19 protein-coding genes and 1 tRNA gene are annotated in these 21,609 nt (G+C 67.1%); 5 read left to right on the forward strand and 15 right to left on the reverse strand.

Features of this window, described 5'->3' with window-relative positions; translation table 11 throughout:
- Positions 1–67: 67 nt before the first annotated feature.
- Entirely contained in the window at positions 68–1,942 is a 1,875-nt protein-coding gene (locus V7672_RS08310) for a cation:proton antiporter domain-containing protein (protein ID WP_335624128.1), read from the reverse strand.
- Positions 1,943–2,109: 167 nt separating this feature from the next.
- Between V7672_RS08310 and V7672_RS08315 the strand changes: the two genes are divergently transcribed.
- Positions 2,110–4,257, forward strand: coding sequence for a M13 family metallopeptidase (locus V7672_RS08315; RefSeq protein ID WP_335624129.1), 2,148 nt, complete (start codon positions 2,110–2,112; stop codon positions 4,255–4,257).
- 51 nt (positions 4,258–4,308) lie between these two features.
- Here V7672_RS08315 and V7672_RS08320 read toward each other — a convergent pair whose 3' ends face one another.
- The 6 genes from V7672_RS08320 to V7672_RS08345 all read right to left on the reverse strand — a co-directional run bounded on the left by V7672_RS08320 (position 4,309) and on the right by V7672_RS08345 (position 9,700).
- Positions 4,309–4,671 carry a bleomycin resistance protein gene (locus V7672_RS08320; protein ID WP_335624130.1) on the reverse strand — a complete coding sequence of 121 codons (363 nt, stop codon included), beginning with the start codon at positions 4,669–4,671 and terminating at the stop codon, positions 4,309–4,311.
- Between the two features lie 249 nt (positions 4,672–4,920).
- Entirely contained in the window at positions 4,921–6,438 is a 1,518-nt protein-coding gene (hisS, locus tag V7672_RS08325) for a histidine--tRNA ligase (protein ID WP_335624131.1), read from the reverse strand.
- 47 nt (positions 6,439–6,485) lie between these two features.
- Positions 6,486–7,736: a DUF418 domain-containing protein gene (locus tag V7672_RS08330; RefSeq protein ID WP_335624132.1), complete on the reverse strand. Its 1,251-nt coding sequence runs from the start codon at positions 7,734–7,736 to the stop codon at positions 6,486–6,488.
- A gap of 100 nt (positions 7,737–7,836) precedes the next feature.
- Complete coding sequence (locus tag V7672_RS08335) at positions 7,837–8,406, reverse strand: phthalate transporter (RefSeq protein ID WP_335624133.1); 570 nt, start codon at positions 8,404–8,406, stop codon at positions 7,837–7,839.
- The gene (locus V7672_RS08340) at positions 8,403–9,281 is read right to left on the reverse strand and encodes a 3-hydroxybutyryl-CoA dehydrogenase (RefSeq protein ID WP_335624134.1); all 879 of its coding nucleotides are present in this window, start codon (positions 9,279–9,281) and stop codon (positions 8,403–8,405) included. Before V7672_RS08340 ends, V7672_RS08335 begins: the two co-directional genes overlap by 4 nt.
- A 95-nt stretch (positions 9,282–9,376) precedes the next feature.
- A complete protein-coding gene (locus tag V7672_RS08345; RefSeq protein WP_335624135.1) occupies positions 9,377–9,700 on the reverse strand; it encodes a YggT family protein in 324 nt (107 codons plus the stop codon).
- A 180-nt stretch (positions 9,701–9,880) separates the two neighbouring features.
- Here V7672_RS08345 and V7672_RS08350 point away from each other — a divergent pair.
- Positions 9,881–9,956: transfer RNA gene (locus V7672_RS08350), tRNA-Ala, on the forward strand.
- Positions 9,957–9,993: 37 nt separating this feature from the next.
- A complete protein-coding gene (gene arsC, locus V7672_RS08355; protein ID WP_335624136.1) occupies positions 9,994–10,341 on the forward strand; it encodes an arsenate reductase (glutaredoxin) in 348 nt (115 codons plus the stop codon).
- On the opposite strand, the gene V7672_RS08360 is transcribed toward arsC, so the two are convergent.
- The 5 genes from V7672_RS08360 to V7672_RS08380 all read right to left on the reverse strand — a co-directional run bounded on the left by V7672_RS08360 (position 10,338) and on the right by V7672_RS08380 (position 13,891).
- Positions 10,338–10,631: an HPr family phosphocarrier protein gene (locus tag V7672_RS08360; RefSeq protein ID WP_335624137.1), complete on the reverse strand. Its 294-nt coding sequence runs from the start codon at positions 10,629–10,631 to the stop codon at positions 10,338–10,340. The two genes, arsC and V7672_RS08360, sit on opposite strands and share 4 nt — an antisense overlap.
- Positions 10,628–11,032, reverse strand: coding sequence for a PTS sugar transporter subunit IIA (locus V7672_RS08365; protein WP_335624138.1), 405 nt, complete (start codon positions 11,030–11,032; stop codon positions 10,628–10,630). Before V7672_RS08365 ends, V7672_RS08360 begins: the two co-directional genes overlap by 4 nt.
- 108 nt (positions 11,033–11,140) lie before the next feature.
- A complete protein-coding gene (locus V7672_RS08370; RefSeq protein WP_335624139.1) occupies positions 11,141–11,590 on the reverse strand; it encodes an HPr kinase/phosphorylase in 450 nt (149 codons plus the stop codon).
- Positions 11,587–13,212: a sensor histidine kinase gene (locus V7672_RS08375; protein ID WP_335624140.1), complete on the reverse strand. Its 1,626-nt coding sequence runs from the start codon at positions 13,210–13,212 to the stop codon at positions 11,587–11,589. Before V7672_RS08375 ends, V7672_RS08370 begins: the two co-directional genes overlap by 4 nt.
- Positions 13,187–13,891, reverse strand: coding sequence for a response regulator transcription factor (locus tag V7672_RS08380; protein ID WP_123285986.1), 705 nt, complete (start codon positions 13,889–13,891; stop codon positions 13,187–13,189). Before V7672_RS08380 ends, V7672_RS08375 begins: the two co-directional genes overlap by 26 nt.
- 208 nt (positions 13,892–14,099) lie before the next feature.
- On the opposite strand from V7672_RS08380, the gene V7672_RS08385 reads away from it, so the two are divergent.
- Positions 14,100–15,812: a hypothetical protein gene (locus V7672_RS08385; RefSeq protein ID WP_335624141.1), complete on the forward strand. Its 1,713-nt coding sequence runs from the start codon at positions 14,100–14,102 to the stop codon at positions 15,810–15,812.
- A gap of 6 nt (positions 15,813–15,818) precedes the next feature.
- On the opposite strand, the gene V7672_RS08390 is transcribed toward V7672_RS08385, so the two are convergent.
- The gene (locus tag V7672_RS08390) at positions 15,819–16,151 is read right to left on the reverse strand and encodes a TFIIB-type zinc ribbon-containing protein (RefSeq protein ID WP_335624142.1); all 333 of its coding nucleotides are present in this window, start codon (positions 16,149–16,151) and stop codon (positions 15,819–15,821) included.
- 272 nt (positions 16,152–16,423) lie between these two features.
- A complete protein-coding gene (locus V7672_RS08395; protein ID WP_335624143.1) occupies positions 16,424–17,611 on the reverse strand; it encodes an NAD(P)/FAD-dependent oxidoreductase in 1,188 nt (395 codons plus the stop codon).
- Between the two features lie 80 nt (positions 17,612–17,691).
- On the opposite strand from V7672_RS08395, the gene V7672_RS08400 reads away from it, so the two are divergent.
- A complete protein-coding gene (locus V7672_RS08400) occupies positions 17,692–18,654 on the forward strand; it encodes a calcium/sodium antiporter (protein ID WP_335624144.1) in 963 nt (320 codons plus the stop codon).
- Between the two features lie 4 nt (positions 18,655–18,658).
- Here the strand turns inward: V7672_RS08400 and polA are convergent, their stop codons facing one another.
- Positions 18,659–21,553: a DNA polymerase I gene (polA, locus tag V7672_RS08405; protein WP_335624145.1), complete on the reverse strand. Its 2,895-nt coding sequence runs from the start codon at positions 21,551–21,553 to the stop codon at positions 18,659–18,661.
- Positions 21,554–21,609 lie beyond the last annotated feature (56 nt).

Raw genomic sequence — 21,609 nt, forward strand, 5'->3', positions numbered from 1 at the left:
TGTTGCCGGGGAGGGCAGAAACGGCGCTTTCAACACCGAACCATGACCAAAATGCGAACGGGCGGCATTAAGCCTTGCCCTGAGGCTCCGGATCGGTGCGGCTGGTGGTCGCAGCGGACAGGCCTCGCCGCAGGGCGCGGTTGGGCCGTTCGGAGGTTCCCGGCTGGGCGGCCTGGAACAGATCGCGGTAGCGGTCGCGGCGCTCGTGGATCGAGGCCAGCACCAGACCCATGGGCACGCCCAGATCGACCAGGGTGTTTTCGGCCAGTTGCAGACTGGCTTCGGTGGTCTCGGGCACAGCGTCGGTGACGCCGTAGCTGTAGAGGCGCACCGCGTGACGGTCGTCGCGGGCGCGGGCGATGATGATCAGATCCTTGCGGAGCGCCCGGGCGGCCTGGACAACCTCGTCCACCTTGCCGGGGGCATCCATGGTCACGACCAGGGCGCGGGCGGTGGCGACATTGCACAGCTCGAGCATCTCCCTGCGGCCGGCGTCGCCATAGTGGACATTCAGGCCTTCGCGTCGGGCGCCGGCGACGATGCCCGGCTCGGTGTCGAGGGCGACGAAGGACTGATTGTGCTCGACGAGCAATTCTCCGACCAGACGGCCGACCCGGCCGAAGCCGACCAGCAGCACCTGCCCGCTGGAGTCGGGGGGCTGAAGCGCGGCGGCCGGAAGATCGACCTGGGTCTCGATACGGCGGGTGGCCAGCTTCTGGCCAAGCAGGGCGAGGAAGGGGATGGTGAACAGGCTGATGGTCGCCGACAGCAGCACCGACTGGGTGATGCCGGGCGGGGCCACACCCTCGACCATGCCGGCGGTCAGGATGACAAAGGCGAACTCGCCCGCCGGACCCAGCACAAGGGCAGTTTCCAGCGCCGCCAGAGGGCCGAGGCCCCAGCGCCGGGCGAGGGTGAAGATCACGCCGATCTTGGCGACGGTTATGGCAATGGCGAGGGCGACCACGCCCCAGGGGTCGGCGGCCACCGCGTCCAGATCCAGTCCGCTGCCGACGCCGATGAAGAAGACGCCCAGCAGCAGGCCCTTGAACGGGTCGATCGAGATTTCGACCTCGCGCCGGAACTCGGTCTCGGCCAGCAGGACGCCGGCGACCAGGGCGCCCAGACTCATGGACAGGCCGACCGCCTGGGCGCCGAGGCCGGCGGCCACCACCACCAGCAGGCTGGCGGCGACGAACATCTCCTGCCCCTGACCGCGGGCGCGGGCCTTGGCGACCGAGCGGAACATGGGGCGCAGGACCACGCGCCCCAGCAGGATCAGGGCGGCGAGGCCGATGGCGGCCGGGGCGAGGGTCAGCAGGGCCGCGCCCAGCACCGCCGGGTTCAGGTCGCCGCCGCTCTGGGCCAGGGTGGCCAGCACGGTGACGGTGATCAGGATCGGCGCCACGGCCATGTCCTGGGCCAGCAGGATGGAAAAGGTCGCGCGCCCGGCCGTGCCGTGAAGGCGCTTGCGCTCGGCCAGCACCGGCATGACCACGGCGGTCGAGGACAGGGCGAGGCCCATGCCCAGCACCATGGCCGAAACGAAGGTCTGCCCGGTCAGCATGAAGCCGGCGGCGATGACGGCCGTGGCCAGGGCGATCTGGCTGAGGCCGAGGCCGAACACCAGCCGGCGCATGGACTTCAGCCGCTCCCACGACAGTTCCAGCCCGATCATGAACAGCAGGAAGGCGACGCCCAGCTCGGACAGCTGGGCGATCTGGTCGCGGTCGTCGAGCGTCAGCCAGCCCAGCCAGGCCAGCCACGGCGCGTCATTGGCAAACCGGCCCAGCCCGTCCGGCCCCAGCAATACGCCCGCGGCCAGAAAGCCCAGCACGGGGCTGATCTTGATGCGGTTGAACAGGGGCACGACCACGCCGGCCGCTGCGAGAAAGACCAGCAGGTCCTTGTATTCCGAGCCGTCGCCGTGGGGTGGAGCCATACGGTGTGCTTACTGCAGTGCAGGAGGGGATCAAAGCCAAAGGCCATGCCGGGGCGGTCCCGATCATGAACTTTTTTTAAGAGAATTGCGCGCCGTGCACGACTAGGGTCCGGAACTGGAGATTTCCGGGCGTGGCCGTGCTGCGCCAATCCACAAGAGGTTCAAGAATGAAACGCCTTCTGATCGGTGCCGCCGTTGGTGCCCTGATGCTGCCCGCCACGGCGACCTTCGCCCAGCAGATGCACACGTTTGACGATGGTCACTCGCACGAGTGCCTGAACGAGTCCTGCACTGTTTTCTCGCTGTTCCCGACCGCAGCCCAGGACCCGGCCGGCTCGGGCTGGAAGGGCACCGGGGCGCCTAGCTATGGGACCTGGGGTTTTGACCTTGCGGGACGCGACCTGAGCGTTGCGCCCGGCGATGACTTCTTCCGCTATGCGAACGGACTGGCCTTCGACCAGATCGAGATTCCGGGCGACCGGACCTCGTACGGTTCGTTCGCCCTGCTGCGCGAGCTGTCCGACAACCGCCTGAAGGTGATGATCGACACCCTGGTGAGCGATACCTCGCTGGCCGCCGGCACCGACGAGCGCAAGATCGCGGACCTCTATCGCTCCTACATGGACACCGACCGGATCGAGGCGCTGGATGCCCAGCCGGTGCAACCGTATCTGGACGCCATCCGCGCCGTCGACAGCCATGACGCCATGGCCGTCTATATGGGCGGCACCCAGGGCCGGTTCGGTGGTTCCTTCTTCGGGATCGGGATCGGTGACGACGCCAAGAACCCCGACCGCTACATCACCTATGCCAGCCAGTCGGGTCTGGGCCTGCCCAGCCGCGACTATTATCTGGACGAGCGCTACGCCGACAAGAAGGTGCTGTACCTGGCCTATGTCGAGCGCATGCTGACCATGATCGGCTGGGACAATCCCGCCGAAACGGCCCAGCAGATCGTCGACCTGGAGTCGCAGATCGCCGAGGCGCACTGGACCCCCGAGCAGAACCGCAACCGCGACGAGACCTACAACCCCTTCACCCCCGCCGAACTGGCCGCGCATGCGCCGGGCTTTGACTGGGCCGGCTATCTGGATGCCGCCGGTCTGGGCGGGATCGAGCGCCTGGTGGTCCGTCAGGACACGGCCCTGCCCAAGATCGCCCAGATCTTCGCCGACGCCCCGATGCCGGTGCTGCAGGCCTGGCAGGCCTTCCACACCGTCGACGACATGGCCCCCTTTCTGTCGCAGCGCTTCTCGGACGCCCAGTGGGAGTTCCGCGGCCGTGACCTGTCGGGCCAGCCGGAACAGCGCGCCCGCGACAAGCGCGCCGTCAGCTTCTCGGAAGGCGTGATGGGCGAGGCCTTCGGTCGCCTCTATGTGGCCGAATACTTCCCCGCAGAGTCCAAGGCGATGATGGAAGAGCTGGTCGCCAACCTGCGCGTGGCCCTGGCCGGGCGCATCCGCCAGCTGGACTGGATGGGTGAGGAAACCAAGGAGCAGGCGCTCTACAAGCTCGACAATTTCACCGTGAAGATCGGCTATCCGAACAAGTGGCGCGACTATTCCGCCATGGAGGTTCGCGCCGATGATCTGGTCGGCAATGTCGAGCGCGCCGGCGCCTTCCGCTGGCAGTACCTGCTGGGCCGCATGGACGGTCCGGTCGATCGCGACGAGTGGGGCATGACTCCGCAGACCGTGAACGCCTATTACAACTCGACCAAGAACGAGATCGTCTTCCCGGCCGCCATCCTGCAGCCGCCCTTCTTCGATCCGAACGCCGACCCGGCCGTCAACTATGGCGCCATCGGCGGGGTGATCGGTCACGAGATCGGCCACGGCTTCGACGATCAGGGCCGCAAGTCGGACGGCGACGGGGTGCTGCGCGACTGGTGGACCGCCGAGGATGCCGCCCGCTTCGACGAGCGGGCAGCCATGCTGGGCAGCCAGTACGGGACCTATGAGCCGCTGCCGGGCTATCCGGTGCGCCCGGCCCTGACCATGGGCGAGAACATCGGCGATCTGGCCGGCATCACCCTGGGGCTGGCGGCCTATGAGCTGTCGCTGGACGGCGAGGAAGCCCCGATCCTCGACGGCACGACGGGCACCCAGCGGGTGTTCCTGGGCTGGGCCCAGGTCTGGAACAGCAAATACCGCGAGGAAGCCCTGAAGAACCAGGTGGCGACCGACCCGCACTCGCCGGCCCAGTTCCGGGTGATCGGGCCTGTGCGTAACCTGGACGCCTGGTACGAGGCCTTCGGCATCCAGCCCGGTGACAAATACTATCTGACGCCGGAAGAACGCGTCCGCCTCTGGTAGGCCGGATCCGGATGAGGTGAGGGAGGGGCCATCCGCCGGGTGGCCCCTTTTTCATGGGTTCTGGATGAGGCGCAGCAAGGACCCGTTGGGGTCGACCAGATAGCCGATACGCAGACCGGAGGCCTCCATTGCGGGGGCCTTCAGGCGCGGCCAGCCGCAGCTCTGCTCGGGAATGCCGGCAGCCAGACACAGGTCATAGAAGGCCTGGAGATCATCCAGCCGCAGGCAGCACCCGAACGAACTTTCGGCGGGATCAAGGTCCGCGAAGGGGAAGAACTCGAGCGTCAGGCCGCCCCGTCGCAGGATCATCGAGCCGCCGTCCCGCCAGCCGGTCTCGAAGCCCAGGGCGGTATAGAACCGGTGGGTCGCCTCGAAATCGATAGATGGCAGATTTGGGGTCGCGTGATCGGCCATGGGGTGCCTCCCGGGTCAGGGCAGGGTTCAGGCGCAAAAAAGCCCGCCGCGGGGGATACATCGCGGCGGGCTTCTTTCGCTCGTCTAGGAGCGGACGTTTCCTCCCCGAAACGCCTACGAAGTTTGCGCGTCGCATCGCGTCGCGCGCTTCGAGAAGCCCATTCATACGATCCGGGACGGACAAGTCAATCAAAGCGAAGGCGAAATCCGGCGTTTTCTTGACTGATCGTCGATAAGTCAGCGCCGCGATCAGCCGGTTGTTGACGATCCTTCGAGAATCGCGCGGATTGCGCCCAGCATCTGGTCGCGAGGCAGGGTCTGCTGTCCCGGACGAGCCTGTTTCCACTCGGCATTATCAGACACCGCCTGCGACAGGCGGCGGCCGGCGTCGAGGTCCTTGAGCGTCACCGTACCGGCGGCGATTTCGTCGCCGCCCAGCATGACGGCGACCGGGGCGCCCCGGCGATCGGCGTATTTCATCTGGGCCTTCATGCCCGCCCGGCCAAGGTAGAGTTCGGCGGCGATGCCGGCGGCCCGCAGCTCGGCGACGGCGCCCAGATAGTGGGCCATGTCGGCGTCGGAAAAGGCGATCACCACCACCGGGCCCCGGACCTCGCCCGCCGGATCGCGACCGCTGGCCCTGAGGGCTGCCGCCAGACGCGATACACCGAAGGAAAAGCCGGTTGCAGGGACGCTCTGGCCGGTAAACCGGGCGACGAGATCGTCATAGCGGCCGCCGCCGCCGATCGAGCCGAACCGGACGGGTCGCCCCTTGTCATCCGTGGTCGGCAGCAGCAGTTCCGCCTCGAACACCACGCCGGTGTAATACTCCAGTCCGCGAACGACCGTCGGATCGAAGCGTACGGCGGCCTGGTCCACGCCCATGATGCCGAGGGCTGTGTCGATGGCCTGCAGCTCTTTCAGCGCCTCTTCGCCGACGGCACCCAGATCCCCGGCACCGGCCACAGCGGCCAACGTATCGGCGCGACTGAGGTCCGCCTGGCCCGCCGAGGCCAGAAAGCGCTCGACGGTCGAGATGACGGCGGTCGGCAATTGAGCGCCCTTCGTATAGTCGCCGGAGTCGTCCAGTCGACCCTCCCCCAGCAGGGCCGAGACCCCCTCCCAGCCCAGCCGGTCGAACTTGTCGATGGCGCGGAGCGCGGTCAGGCGCTGGGCCGGATCGTCGATGCCGCCCGCCCCGAACAGGCCATCGAACAGCTTGCGGTTCGAGACCTTGATCTGCGCCTGATCCCGGTCGAGGCCCGTAGCCGTCAGCCCCTCGACCGCCAGCGCCAGGATCTCGGCATCGGCTTCGGGCCGGTCAGAGCCGACGGTGTCGGCGTCGCACTGGATGAATTCGCGGAATCGGCCGGGCCCCGGCTTTTCATTGCGCCAGACGGGGCCGAAGGCGTAGCGCCGAAAGGGCTTGGGCAGGGTCTCCCAGCTCTGGGCGGCATAGCGGGCCAGCGGCGCCGTCAGGTCATAGCGCAGGGCCATCCACCGGTCGTCATCGTCCTGCAGGGCGAACACACCCTCGTTCGGGCGGTCGGCGTCGGGCAGGAATTTGCCGAGCGCATCGGCATATTCGAAGGCCGAGGTTTCCAGCGGCTCAAAGCCCCAGCGCTCGTAGACCGCCGAGACGCGCTCGACGATGCGGCGCTCGGCGATCAGATCCGCGCCGCGCCGGTCCTGAAAGCCCCGCGGCCCCCGGGCCTCAGGGCGGGGGGCGTCGGTGATCGGGGCGTCGGTGGGGGCTTCAGTGCTCATGGGGGGCGATTACGCCATCACCCCCCGTCCCGCAATGCGACCGGGGTTCAGTCGCCGCCCTTCGAGATGCGGACCATCCGGCCATAGGTCAGGCAGCGCCAGGCCCACTCCAGCGGCCCCATGCGGAACACCGACAGCCACAGCGGCGACCAGATCAGCTGGGCCAGCCAGACAGCACCCACCACCATCCACATCTGCGAGGTGCTGTGCGTCCCGTACCACAAGGGTCCCCAGGCCGCGTAATAGAGGGTGACCATGATCAGGGTCTGGGTCAGGTAGTTGGTGAAGGCCATGCGACCGACCGGCACCAGCACCTGGGTGATCACCCTGAGCCCGAACTTGGTCAGCAGGATCAGGGCAGTGACGTAAAAGAGGGTGACCAGCGGCGCCGCGCCGGTCGAGGCATGGGCCCAGCCGCCGGTGGGGTCGACTCCATCCGGCGCCATGGCGGCCTGCCAGCCCCAGATCGCCGACAGGGCCAGATTGGCGCCTCCGACCACCAGAACGGTCAGATAGACCCACATCGGCGACTGGCCGGTCAGGAAGCCGGATTTGAACAGGCCAAGGCCCACCATCATCAAAGGGACCGAGACCGGAATCATCATCAGCATGAAGACAGCAAAGGTCGCCCAGGTCGTCAGGTTCGCCGTGAACCCGGCGAACCCGCCCGACCGATAGGTATCGACGACGGCCTGGATCATCTCAGGCGTCGGGGCGGCCATGCCCTGTTCAAACTCTGCAGCCATTTCGGGCGGGATATTGCCCATGCCCCAGTAGAAGCCGACAGCCAGCAGGGCCCATACCAAGGTGATGGACCCTCCAACCCAGAGGAGGCGTCGGGCCGACCACGACCGGAACATCAGGAAAGCAAATCCGCTGATGGCGTAGAGCAGAAGGATGTCGCCAAACCAGAGCAGCGCTCCGTGCAGGGCACCGATCAGGGCCAGCCACCCCAGACGTCGCCGCAGCAGGGCGCCCCGATCCAGATCACTGCGTTCACCGCCGACGAGGAAGATCGACACACCGAAGAGCATGGTGAACAGGGTGCGCATCTTGTCGGCGAAAAAGACGTCGATGACCCAGACGCCGATCGTATCCGCCATGGTGCTGTCGACCGGTGGGGGCGTTTCTACGGGCGCAATCAGGATGTGCGGCCAGGCAAAGGCCAGGGCATTGACGGCCAGAATCCCCAGCACGGCCCAGCCGCGCAGCATGTCCAGATTGAAAATCCGGTCCTTGGGCGCCACGGGCGCGAGCCGGGCGGTGGCCGGTCCGGTATGCAGATCTGTGGATGTCATGGTGCGATGTCCCCCCGACGGTCACCCGATATCAGGCGGGGAGGGTCGCAGCGAGCGGCGCCGAAAGAAAGTAAATTTGCTGTAACGTCGTCCAGCGAGGTTAAAAGGTGTCGCGTCCACTGAGGCCGAGCCGGTCGCGCACCGGCGCCGGACGCGGCATGAAGGCAATGAAGGCCGCGCACACTCCGGCCCACAGGGCGTAGCTGATGCCCACCAGGATCGCCAGCGGCACCCCACCCACGCCAAAGATCAGCAGGGCGGTTTCGGCATAGCCCATGGCCTGGCCGATATCCGCCGAACGGGCGGCACCGATGCCGGAGAGGACGAGGGCGTTGAAGCCCTGCAGGGCGGCGGCCAGCAGACCTCCGTAGAACATGAAGCGCCAGACGATGCCGAGCCGGGTCGCAGGTCGCCCGGTGCGATCCCGCTCCTGCCGCAGCAGCCAGAGGCAGAGCGGCACCGCAAATATGCCGACCGCCAGAACCAGCACGCGCCAATCCGTACTCAGCCCGTCCAGCCAGCTCTGTGGCGGCCAGACGAAGAAGGTGATGATCAGGGGCGGCCAGGCAATGCCGAGTGCGGCCGCCAGGGCGATCCAGCCGCCGGACCGACGCCAGGTCACCTGACGCTGGCCGGGCAGATCCTCGAGGGTGTCGAAACGGGCCTTCATCGTGTCGGCACCGGAACGTCGCCGGAATAGTCGTAGAAGCCGCGCCCGGTCTTGCGACCCAGCCAGCCGGCCTCGACATATTTCACCAGCAGGGGACAGGGCCGGTATTTGCTGTCGGCCAGCCCGTCATACAGCACATTCATGATGGCCAGGACGACGTCCAGACCCATGAAGTCGGCCAGTTCCAGCGGGCCCATCGGGTGGTTGGCGCCCAGCTTCAGCGCCTTGTCGATCGAGGCGACATCGCCGACCCCTTCATAGAGGGTGAAGATGGCTTCATTGATCATCGGCACCAGAATACGGTTGACGATGAAGGCCGGAAAATCCTCGGCATTGGTGGTGGTCTTGCCCAGGCTCTGGGCGAACTCGACCGCAGTCTCATAGGTGGCAGGCGAGGTGGCGATGCCGCGGATGATCTCGACCAGCCGCATGGCCGGGGCCGGCTTCATGAAATGCAGGCCGATGAAGCGGTCGGGCCGGTCGGTAGCGGACGCCAGCCGGGTGATCGAGATGGACGAGGTGTTGGACGCCACCAGGGTGTCCGGCCCGAGGTGGGGCGTCAGGCTCTTGAGAATGTCGGTCTTGACGGCCTCGTCCTCGACCGCCGCCTCGATCACCAGATCCGCCGTGCCGACGGCGGCCAGATCGGCGGCATCGGTGATCCGGCCCAGAATGGCCTGGGCCTCGTCCGCCGCGAGGCTCTCGCGCTCGACGCGGCGGGCCAGGCTGTTGGCGATGGTGCCATGGGCCAGCGGCAGCCGCGTGGGGTCGGCGTCATACAGGCGCACCGCATAGCCGCCGGTCGCCACCGCCTGGGCGATACCCGATCCCATCTGTCCCGCGCCGATGATGGCGACCGTCCTGATCGTGGTCATGACCTTCGAAATTCAAGGGCGCCGGAGCGCCGGAGGACCCGCACCTTAGGCGTTCGGGCCGGGCGGCGAAAGCACCCAGACGTGACCCGGCTGCATCAGATTCCGCTCAGCAGCTGATACAGGGCCGCACAGCTGGCGGGCAGAATGTAGGAGCGGATGCCCGAGATGATCAGCAGGGCGATGATCGGCGTGATGTCGATGCCACCCAGCGACGGGATGATGCTGCGCAGGGGCGCGAGGATCGGGGCGGTGATGCTGTCCAGGAAATGGGCCAGCTGGGCCACGAAGCGGTTGCGATAGTTGATCACGTCAAAGGCGAATAACCAGCTCATGACGGCCGAGACGATGATCGCCAGCCACAACAGCAGGAAGATCGAGTCGACCAGAAAGCAGATGAAGCCGGCGATGGCGGGGCCCATGTCGATCCTTGTTGGCAGCGGAAATGCGTCAGATGTCCGCTTCTAGCCTGAGCCGGGGCTTTCGGCCAAGGCCGACGGTGTCGCGCTCCGGAACAGACATCGCGTGATCCCGCAAGACGCCATTGACACCACAAGCCCCGCCCGACTATGTCCCGCGCTCGCCTGTGCCCGAGCATGATCGGGGCCGTAGCTCAGTTGGTAGAGCGCGTCGTTCGCAATGACGAGGTCAGCGGTTCGATTCCGCTCGGCTCCACCAGGCGTCCACCCGGAAAGACCCTGACCGAGGGGCCGACATGACCGTCACCGTCTATCACAACCCCAAATGCGGCACGTCGCGCAATGTGCTGGAGATGGTCCGGGCCTCGGGTGTCGAGCCGGATGTGGTCGAGTATATGAAGACCGGCTGGACGGCCGATCAACTGACCGACCTGGCCACGCGCACGGGTGAGGGGCTGAAAGGCCTGCTGCGGGTGCGGGGCACCTCGGCCGAGGACCGCGGCCTGACCGCCGATGACGTCAGCGATGCGGCCCTGCTGGCGGCGATGGTCGAGGATCCGATCCTCGTCAACCGGCCGATCGTGGTGACCGACAAGGGCGCGGCCCTGTGCCGGCCGTCCGAGCGCGTCGAGGCCCTGCTCTAGTTTTCCTCGTCAAAGCGCCGGGCCACGAGGTCGCGGAGGGCGGCGACCGCGGCCTCTGCGTCTGCGCCCTCGGCCTCGATCGTCAGGCCGCAGCCATTGCCCGCCCCCAGGGTCAGCAGGCCCATGATCGACAGGGCATTCACGGTGACGCCGTCGCGGGTGACGCGGATATCGGCCTCATACTCCGAGGCCAGCTTGACGAATTTGGCCGAGGCCCGGGCATGCAGGCCGCGGGAGTTGCAGATGTCGACGACCGTCGAGGCGGTCGGAAGGCTATCGCCGCCGCTCATTTTTCCCCCGACAGCACCCACGAGGCGACCGAGATATATTTCCGGCCCGCGTCCTGCGCATGGGCGACGCAGGCCTCCATGGGCTCACGACCGCGCACGCTGGCCAGTTTGATCAGCATCGGCAGGTTGAGACCGGCGATCACCTCGGCGCGGGTTTCTTCCATGACGGAAATGGCGAGGTTGGACGGCGTGCCGCCGAACATGTCGGTCAGCAGGATGACGCCATCGCCGTCGTTGACCGCGCCTGCGGCATCGACGATGTCGCGGCGGCGGCGCTCCATGTCGTCGTCCGGGCCGATGCAGATGGCCGCGACGCCGCGCTGGGGGCCGACGACGTGTTCCATGGCCGCGAGGAATTCCGAGGCCAGGCCGCCGTGGGTTACGATCACCAGTCCGATCATGAAGGCTTCACCAAGACAGGACCCATCCCCGGCGTCATTCTGGCCACGGGGTCGTGGCCCGGGCCGTGAGCCGCGCTTGATAGGCCAATCTGACGCCGGTTTAAAGCGTCAAGGTGAGACCGGACGCCGCACGGCCTCGGCCAGCGCCAGCGCCACGATGGACGGAGCCGCCGCTGCGCGGGCCTGAACTGCGATGGTACGGAGCGGCAGGCCCAGCCAGATCTCATGAACCGGGTCGGGCATGCGCTCGGGCTCGTCGAGGCCAAGGCTTACCGCCAGCCCGAGCCGACAGACGTCCCGATGCGGGGTCGAGATCAGGCCGAGGCCACGCGCCTCGATCCGGCCGGCGGTCACGCGGGGTGCCCGGGCCCACAGATGTCCTCCACTGGCCCAGACCAGGGCCCCGTCATCGGCCACCAGCTGCCAGCCCTGCGCCATCAGCCTGAGCGCCAGACTGCTCTTTCCCACCCCTGAGGGGCCGGTCAGGGCGACGCCTGACCAGTCACCGCCCCGCCGCACAGCGACGACCGTGGCCTGAACCTGGGCCGGGCCGGTCATGCCCGGGCGTGAAGCGGAGTGAGCGTCATGACGAACCGGGCCCCCGTGATGCGTTCGGGATCGGCCGGATCGGTGATGTTCTCGGCCCAGACCTGACCGCCGTGGGCCTCGATGATCTGGCGCACGATCGACAGGCCCAGCCCCGAATTCGCGCCGAACTGGGTGCCCTTCGGCCGCGAGGTGTAGAAGCGCTGGAACACCGTTTCGAGATTTTCGACCGGGATGCCCGGGCCGTCGTCCTCGACCCGGATGCGGATGTCCTGCGACCCGTCGGGCGCGCGGTCGAGGATCAGCCGCACCGTCCCGTCCGGCGGGCTGAAGGAGCGGGCGTTGTCGATCAGGTTCCGGATCACCTGCCCCAACGGCCCGTCACGGCCGACGATACGGGTGGGCCCCGGGGTATCGATCGACAGATGCAGGGGCACATCCCCCGGCTTGGGCGAGCTCTGATAGACATCGACGATGTCGCTGAGCAGGGCGGCCAGATCCACGGTGCGGGGGCGATCCCGGGCCAATTCGGCATCCAGTCGCGACGCATTCGAAATGTCCGTGATCAGACGGTCGAGGCGACGGACATCCTGTTGCAACAAGGCGGTCAGCTTTTCGCGCTGGGCCTCGGCCTTGACCAGCGGCAGGGTTTCGAGCGCCGAGCGGATCGAGGTCAGGGGATTCTTGATCTCATGGGAGACGTCGGCCGCGAAGCGCTCGATCGCCTCCATCCGGTCGGACAGGGCGCGCGTCATGGTCTCCAGCGACCGGGCCAGGTCGCCGATCTCGTCACGACGCTCCTCAAGGTCAGGCATGGAGATGGCGCGGGTCTGCTGCAGGCGTACGCTGTCCGCGGCAGCCGACAGACGCATCACCGGTCGCGCCACAAACAGGTGCAGCAGCAACGACGAGAACAGAGACACCACCAGCGCCACGATGGCAAAGGGCATCAGGGCGGCGCGCTGGGCGGCCAGAATTTCATCGACGTCAGCGGCCTCGAGCGTCAGCACCCCCAGTTCCTGCCGGACATGGCGAATGGGCAGGGAGACAGAAATGACCCGATTGCCGGTCTCATCCCGCCGGACACCGGCCTGGGGGCCCTCGGTCAGGGCAGTTTCGATCTCGGTCGCCAATTCCAGACGGGCCTGTTCCAGCCGGCGATCTTCCTCGACCTCGGCCTCCAGATCAGGCTCGGCCACGGGTGTCGAGGCAGGCCGCGCGGGATCCAGCGGCGCGCCGGGAATGGCCTCGGTGACCATATAGCTGTCGGCCACCGGCAGGCCGTCGCGGTCGAACACCCGGGCCCGCTGTCCGACCGGCACGAAATTATCGCGCAGCCATTTAGCGGTTTCATATTCGTCGAGCGCGGGGGTCGGCACGCCCGTCGTGATGCCCAGCTCGCCGAGAACATTGGACATGAGCTCGGCCTGGGCCATCAGGGATTCCTGACGCGCCTCGATCAGGCCCCGTCGCCATTCGTTCAGGGCGAGCGCCCCGACGAACAGGATCAGCAGGCTGAGCAGGTTCAGCGCAAGAATCAGGGCGCCGAGACGCGATCCGACCGGCCGGAACCGCGAGCGCGGACGGGCCTCGCGGGCCTCTTCGGACTCAGCTTTCGCGGTATCTGTAGCCAACGCCGTACAGGGTCTCGATGGCGTCGAACTCCGGATCGACGACCCGGAATTTCTTGCGCATGCGTTTCACGTGGCTGTCGATGGTGCGGTCGTCGACATAGACCTGATCGTCGTAGGCGGCGTCCATCAGATTGTCGCGGCTCTTCACAAAGCCGGGGCGCTGGGCCAGGGCCTGCAGCAGCAGGAATTCGGTAACGGTCAGCTTGACCGGCTTGCCGTCCCAGGTGCTCTCGTGGCGCGCGGGGTCCATCGTCAGCTTGCCGCGACGGATGGCGCGGGCAGCGGCGTCGCCCTGGGCCTCACCCTCGCCCGTGCCGATGCCGACGCGCCGAAGCAGCGCCTTGACCCGCTCCAGCAGCAGCCGCTGGCTGAAGGGCTTGTGGATGTAGTCGTCGGCGCCGAGGTTGAAGCCGAGGATCTCGTCGATCTCCTCGTCCTTCGAAGTCAGCATGATGACCGGGATCTGCGAGGTCTGGCGCAGCTTGCGGAGCACCTCCATGCCGTCCATGCGCGGCATCTTCACGTCCAGAATGACCAGATCGGGCGGCGTCGCCAGCAGCGCTTCAAGACCCGAGGCGCCGTCATGATAGGCCGTGATCTTGTGCCCATGGCTTTCCAGCGCCAGCGACACGGAGGCAACAATGTTCTCGTCGTCGTCGACCAGGGTGATGTTGGCCAAGATTCACTCCTCAGAGGCTTCGACGCATTGCGCCGTCGTCCGGTCTAACGCGTCTGAAGCGTAACCGTTCGGATTCAATCAGGGTGACATTAGGGCGCGCCGGGGCGGGCGGCTAGAGCCTGAACGCTTCCGACGGAGGGTAAGAGCGAAACCCGGCCTTAAGCCCTCCTCCGGCAAGATTGGGGCTTGTAGCGTTTTCAGGTGTTTCATGGCCGGGCCCGTCCACTACGAAGTCTTCATCCGCAAGACCGCACCCGCACCGTGGGCCCTGCTTATGGCGACGGAGAGTCGTACCCACGCTGTCGAGACGGCCGAGGACATCCTGAAAGATAACCGCGCGGCAGCGGTCCGGGTGACCAAGGAGACCCTGGATGCCGAGACCATGGAGTTCTCGAGCTTCACCGTACTGACCAGGGGGGCCCCCGAAGTCCGGCAGAAGCGGGTTGTGCCCGATGACGAGGTCGGGCCGCGCTGTACCGGCATCCAGGACTTTTACGCGCCTCATGCCCGCGAGCTGATCGGTCGGGTGCTGGAGGACTGGCTGCTGCGGCGCGGAGTTACGGCCTTTGAACTTCTGCACCGGCCGGACCTGGCCGAGATTCTGGAGGCCTCGGGCTTTGAGCTGCAGCACGCCGTGCAAAAGGTCGCCGTGCCGGAAAGCCAGGCCGTGGGACAGCCGGTCCATGAGCTGATCCGCCACTATCAAAAGCTGGCCGATGCCGCGATCGAGCGTCTCGTCGCGGCCGGTCGCGCGCAGAAATTTCCGCCGCTTGAGGGCCGGTCCCTGGCGGATCTGGCTCACCGGCTGGCGGGAACATCGGATCGGGCCTTCATCATGGGAGGGGTGATTTCGGGCCAGCTGAAGAGGCTCAAGACCCCCCGGGCCCGGTTGGACCGGCTGATGGATCTGGCCGCGGCTGCGCCGTTGGACGGCCCGCCCCGCGCCCTCATCATGGTCGCCATCGAGCAGATTCTGTGTGAGATGATGGCCCAGAGGACCAGTCTGGCCGACATTCTTGGCCCGTCCCTGGATCAGGGCGCCAGCCTGGCGGCCGTGGTTCGCATGGTCGCCCCCGCCGAAATCGAGGCCCTGATCGCCCTGGATCACCGGCTTCGCCTGCTTGTTCCGACCATCGAGGGACCGGCCCGACGTCTGGGTGAGCGGCTTCAGGCGGGAGAGTATCCGCTGTTGTCTGCGGTTCTGGCTCGCATGGTCCTGCGCGAGCTGCGCTCGCCGCGCCGGTTGCGACCGGCTGACCCCGAAGGCGAGATTGATATCCTGAGGGCGCTGGCCATGACGCTGACGGCGACGGCCGGCCGGCTGCTGACCCTGGAAGAGGTGCAGGACGCCTTTACCGAGCGCTCCAAGAGTCTGATCACGGCCGATTTCGTCGCGACCTTCGTCAAGCCCTGCAGCACGGTGATGTGCGAGGCCGAGCATCTGATGCGGCTGTGCGAGAACGTCACGGGAACGGCCAACAAGCGGTCCGCGGCGCGCTGGCTTCATGCCTGTCTCAGCTCTCTCAGGTTCGAGACGGAAATGCGTCGGTCCGAACTGCCCCCGGGCCAGGTTCTGGCCACGCTGGCCGGTCTGCAACGCGCCGCCGGCAAGGTCGAATTGTCGGAGACGGACGAGGAGCAGATCTGCGAGGCCCTGGGCAAGGTCGGCTCGGCCGTCGAAACCTCGTCCCGGTTGATCGACCAGATGGTCCGTGCCCCGGTGCCGGTCCCGCAAAAGCTGCAGATCCTCCTGCGGCTGGCGGCCGGCGAGACCGGCCCGCGAGGGCCGGTCACGGAGCGGGCCCGGGCCGAGGCGCTGAAACTGCTCCGTCACCCCAAGGTGCGGGCCGAGCTGGGCTCTACACCCGCCGCCCTCGAGCCGATCCGCGCGCTGATGCGGACGGCCGGACTGGCGGCCTGACGCCGTTCAGTCGAACTCGAAGATGTCGAAAATGCTGTCGCGCTTCTTTTTGCGCGGGCGGCCCCGGTCGTCATGGCGCCGGTCGTCGCGGTGCCGCTCATCGCGCCAGGACTCCTCGCGCGGCGGCGCCGACCAGGCCTGGGGCTGCGGTTCCGGACGGCTGGGCGCAGCCGGGGGCGCCGCAGCGCGACCTTCGTCGACGGCAGCGGCCATCAGCTTTTCGAGCTCCCCGCGGTCCAGCCAGACTCCGCGACAGGTCGGGCACATGTCGAATTGAACGCCGGACCGTTCCAGCGTCTGCATGGCGGCATCATCATTGGGGCACATCAGAAGGGGCATCGTCTCTCCGGGCGTAAAGCCGCACGACCGGCGAGGCCTTGCGGTCGAGTGTAAGGTGAAATGCGCCCGGTACCGGCTTTTGTCCGAATTGGGCCCGGACCGACACCGGGCGCACCCGATGCGGTCCGACATCACACGGTCCGGGGCGGAGGACGAGGGGGGCCCCGGAGCGTGCCAGAGGGGCCCGTCCCGCAGCGCTAGTGTTGGCGGATAGCGGCCAGAGAGACAAGATGACAGGAGGTCACAGTTCCGTCAGAGCGCCGTTATCGCAGCTATGCGACCTGTCCGGCGGCCCAGCCCGAGCTCCACGCCCACTGGAAATTATAGCCGCCCAGCCAGCCGGTGATGTCAACCGCCTCGCCGATCACATACAGGCCGGGTACGCGCTTCGCTGCCATCGTCTGCTGGTCCAGCTGGTCGGTGGCCACGCCGCCGAGCGTAACCTCGGCCGTCCGATAGCCTTCGCTGCCGACCGGTTTGACGCTCCAGCCGTTGACCGCCTGATCCAGTCGTCGCAGGGCCTTGTCGGACAGGTCCGCCAGATTGCCGCTGGCCGCCTCCTGCTCGACCAGAACCTCGGCCAGCCGCTTCGGCACGATCTGTCCCAGTGCCGTATGCGCCGCCTGCCGTCCGTTGCCCGCCTTCATCGCCTTCAGCTGCGCGAACACCTCCACGTCCGGCGCCATCGCCACGGCGATCGCCTCACCCTCGCGCCAGTAGGAGCTTATCTGCAGCACGGACGGTCCGCTCAGCCCCCGGTGGGTGAAGAGCAGGCCTTCGGCGAATTTCGTCTTGCCGTGGCTGACGACCGCCTCGACCGACACCCCCGCCAGCGGCTTCAGCCGCTCCAGCAACCCCGGCTCGAAGGTCAGGGGTACGAGGGCCGGGCGCGTGTCGGTGACCCGCAGGCCGAGCGACCGCGCCGTCTCATAGGCCCAGCCGGTCGCGCCCATCTTCGGGATCGACTTGCCGCCGGTCGCCAGAATCAGGGAGGCGCAGCGCAGGCTGCTGCCGTCGGACAGTGCAGCCTCAAAGCCGTCCCCGGCGCGCGAGAGCCGGTCCACGGAAACGCCCAGCGACAGGGCGACACCCGCTTCACGCATCTGGTCCGTCAGCATTCGGATGATCAGCTTGGCGCTGTCGTCACAGAACAGTTGCCCGAGGGTCTTTTCGTGCCAGGCGATGCCGGCCTGATCGACCCGTTTGATGAAGTCGTGCTGGGTAAAGCGCTTCAATGCCGAGGTGGCAAAGCGCGGATTCTCGCCCAGAAAGGCATGCGGCCCGCAGCCCAGATTGGTGAAGTTGCAGCGGCCTCCGCCCGAGATGCGGATCTTTTCGCCCGGGGCCCGCGCATGGTCGATGATCCGCACCCGTCGGCCCCGGCGCCCCGCCTCGATGGCCGCCGTCATTCCCGCTGCCCCCGCGCCGACGATCAGCACATCGATGTCGGTCGAAGCCAAGATTCGCACCTTTTTCCGGCGACCGGCGTTGTCCGGCGGGCCTGTTTGTGAGAGGGCGGTTCTAGCGGGGGGGATCACCGATGACCATGACCTATGGCCTGCTGGCGCTCGGCCTTGTGCTGCTGGTCGCCGGTGGAGATACGCTGGTTCGGGGCGCGACGACGGCGGCGCGCAGCCTGGGTGTCTCGCCCCTGTTGATCGGTCTGACCCTGGTCGGAATGGGGACTTCAGCGCCGGAACTGGTGACCAGTCTGACGGCCGTGCTGGCGGGTTCGCCCGGCATCGCCATGGGCAATGTCGTCGGATCGAACACGGCCAATGTGCTGCTGATCCTCGGTCTCGCGGCCCTCATCTCGCCGATCGGCGTGGATCGGAACGCCTTTCGCCGGGACGGGTGGATGCTGGTCCTCTCGACCGCCGTCTGCGTCGCGGCAGTGGTCGCGGGGACGATCGACTATCGCTGGGGTCTGGCCATGCTGGCGGGGCTCGTTGTGTATCTGCTCTGGGCGTGGATGGGGGAGCGGCGCCATCGGGACCGCGAGGCCCGCAAGTACGAGCACCTGACCGAGGACGTCCCGGCGGCGCGCGGCGGGCTGTGGTCCGGTCTGGGACTGGCGATCATCGGTATTGCGCTGACGGTCGGCGGGGCCCGGTTGCTGGTCGATAACGCCGTGATCGTCGCGGAGCAGATGGGCGTATCGGACACCGTCATCGGTCTGACGGTGGTGGCGGTCGGGACCTCGCTTCCGGAACTGGTGACCTCGGCGGTCGCGGCCTTTCGGCGACATTCCGACGTGGCGCTGGGCAATATCATCGGCTCCAACATCTACAATGTGCTCGGTATTCTCGGGATCACGGCGCTGGTTGCGCCGATCCGTGTGCCGCCCGAGATCATCCGGCTGGACATCTGGGTGATGGTGGCGGCTACCGCCCTTGTGGTCCTGTTTGTGCGCACCGGGATGCGGATCGTGCGTCTGGAAGGTCTGGCCCTGCTGGTGGCCTATGGCTGTTACATCGCCTGGCTGGCGCGCGACCTCTACTGAGACCCTAGTGGGCGTCGTCCCAGTTCGAGGCCGCGCGGGCATCGACCACCAACGGCACACTCAGCGAGACCGCCGGCTCGGCGGCCCCTTCCATGACCCGGCGGATGACGGCAATGGCGCGATCCGCTTCAGCCTCCGGGGCCTCGAACACCAGTTCGTCGTGCACCTGCAGCAGCATCCGGGTCTCCAGGCCTTCAGCCTTCAACGCGTCCGGCATGCGGATCATGGCGCGCCGGATGATGTCGGCGGCCGTGCCCTGGATCGGCGCATTGATCGCCGCCCGCTCGCCGAACTGACGCTCGGCGCCGGATTTGGAGTGGATGGCCGGAATGTGAATCCTGCGCCCGAACAGGGTGGTGACGAAGCCCGCCTGCTTCACCTCGCCCTTGATGCGATCCATATAGGTGCGGATGCCGGGGAAGCGCTCGAAATAGGTCTTGATATAGGCCCCGGCCTCGCTGTTATCGATGCCGAGCTGGGCCGCCAGGCCAAAGGCCGAGATCCCGTAGATGATGCCGAAATTGATGGCCTTGGCGCGCCGCCGGGTCTCGGACGACATGCCTTCGACCGGCACCCCGAACATCTCCGACGCCGTCGCCGCGTGAATGTCGAGGCCGGCCTTGAACGCGGCCTTCAGCTCGGGGATGTCGCCGATGTGGGCCAGGATACGCAGCTCGATCTGGCTGTAGTCGGCGCTGATCAGCACCTGTCCCGGTGAGGCGATGAAGGCCTGGCGGATCTGGCGACCCGTCTCGGTACGGATCGGAATGTTCTGCAGATTGGGGTCGGAGCTGGCCAGTCGACCCGTCGAGGCGGCCGCCAGTTGATAAGACGTATGCACCCGGAAGCTGGTCTTGTCCGCCGCCTCGGTCAGGGCGTCTGTATAGGTGCCCTTCAGCTTGGCCAGCTGGCGCCAGTCCAGAATGACGCGCGGCAGCTCATGGGTCTCGGCCAGGGTCTCCAGCATGGCGGCATCCGTGCCCCACTGTCCGGAGGCGGTCTTCTTGCCGCCGGGCAGGTCCATCTCCCCGAACAGGATCTCGCCGATTTGGCGCGGGCTGGCGATGTTGAAGGGCCGGCCGGCCACCTCATGGGCGCGGGTTTCCAGCTCGGCCATCTTCAGTCCGAACTCGGACGAAAGTCGCTTCAGCCGGTCGGGATCGACGCGGATGCCGGCCAGCTCCATGTCGGCCAGCACGGCGGGCATGCCCCGCTCCAGCGTCTCATAGACGGTGACCAGCCGCTGCTCGGCCAGTTGCGGCTTCAGCAGCCGCCACAGGCGCAGGGTGACGTCGGCATCTTCGGCGGCATAGGCGGTGGCGGGCTCAAGCGCGACGTGGCGGAAGCTCTTCTGTGACTTGCCGCTTCCGCAGACGGATTTGAACGGGATGGGTTCGTGGCCCAGATGCAGGCGCGACAGCTCGTCCATGCCGTGGCCGTGGATGCCGCCCTCCAGCACATAGGAGATCAGCATGGTGTCATCGATCGGCCCGACCGCGATGCCATGCCGGGCCATGACGGCCAGGTCGTATTTGATGTTCTGGCCGACCTTCAACACGGCCGGGTTTTCCAGCAGGGGCTTCAGCAGGGCCAGCGCCTGATCCATCGGGATCTGGTCGATGGCCTCGGGCAGGGTCTCGCCGTCGAAATCCAGACCGCCGGACTGGGCCTTCGGTTCGGCTTCATGGGTGAGCGGCACATAGCAGGCCTCGCCGGGCGCCACCGCCAGTGACAGGCCGCACAGACCGGCGTGGCTGGAGGACAGGGCATCCGTTTCGGTGTCGAAGGCGACCACGCCCGCCGCGGTCGCGCGGGCGATCCAGTCCTGCAGGTCGGCAATCGTCCGCACACAGACATAGGTCGATGTATCGAAGGTTTCGGGGTTGGCCAGCTCGGTCGCCGGCCTGGGCGCATGCCGGGGCGCGGCGACCGGGGCGTTCAGCGCCTTGGGCCGGCCGTTGGGCGCGGGCTCGAGCGGGGTGGCCTTGCCGTCGCCGACCCGGCGGGCCAGCGAGCGGAACTCCATCTTCTCCAGAAAGGCCGACAGGGTTTCCGAATGGGGATCGCGGACGGCGAAGTCGGCAATCGGCTCGGGCGCGGGCGCGTCACAGCTCAGGGTCACGAGCTGGCGACTTAACCGGATCTGGTCGGCATGGGTCAGCAGCGTCTCGCGCCGTTTGGGCTGTTTGATTTCGCCCGCCCGGGCCAGAAGGGTATCGAGGTCGCCGAATTCGGCCAGCAGCTGGGCCGCGGTCTTGGGGCCGATGCCCGGGGCACCCGGAACATTGTCCGAGCTGTCACCGATCAGCGCCTGAACCTCGATCACCTTGTCCGGCATGACGCCGAACTTTTCCATGACGGCGTCCTCGGCCAGCACCCGGTCCTTCATCGGATCCCACATGACGACCCCGCCGCCGATCAGCTGCATCAGGTCCTTGTCGGACGAAACGATCACGGCCTCCCCGCCGGCGTCGCGGACCTTGCAGGCATAGGTGGCGATCAGGTCGTCCGCCTCATAGCCGGGCAGCTCGACACAGTGGACGCCAAACGCCGCCGTTGCCTCCCGCACCAGGGCGAACTGGGGTACCAGATCCTCGGGCGCCGGCGGGCGGTGCGCCTTGTAATCGGGGTAGAGATCATTGCGGAAGGTCTTTTCCGAATGGTCGAAAATGGCCGCCAGATGGGTCGGTCCGCCCTCACCCTTCATCTCGCGCAACAGCTTCCACAGCATATTGCAATAGCCCTGGACCGCGCCGACCGGCAGGCCGTCCGACTTGCGCGTCAGCGGCGGCAGGGCGTGATAGGCGCGAAAGATGTAGGCCGAGGCATCGATCAGCCACAGGCGTACGTCGCCGCTCGGGTCGGGGGTGCCAGATTCGGAGGGGGCGGAGTCGCTCATGGCGCGACCATAGAGGGGTCCGGCGCGTCCGTCAGCCGCCAAGCACCGCGCCGGTC

It is taken from the genome of Brevundimonas sp., assembly GCF_036963785.1.
Classification (GTDB): domain Bacteria; phylum Pseudomonadota; class Alphaproteobacteria; order Caulobacterales; family Caulobacteraceae; genus Brevundimonas.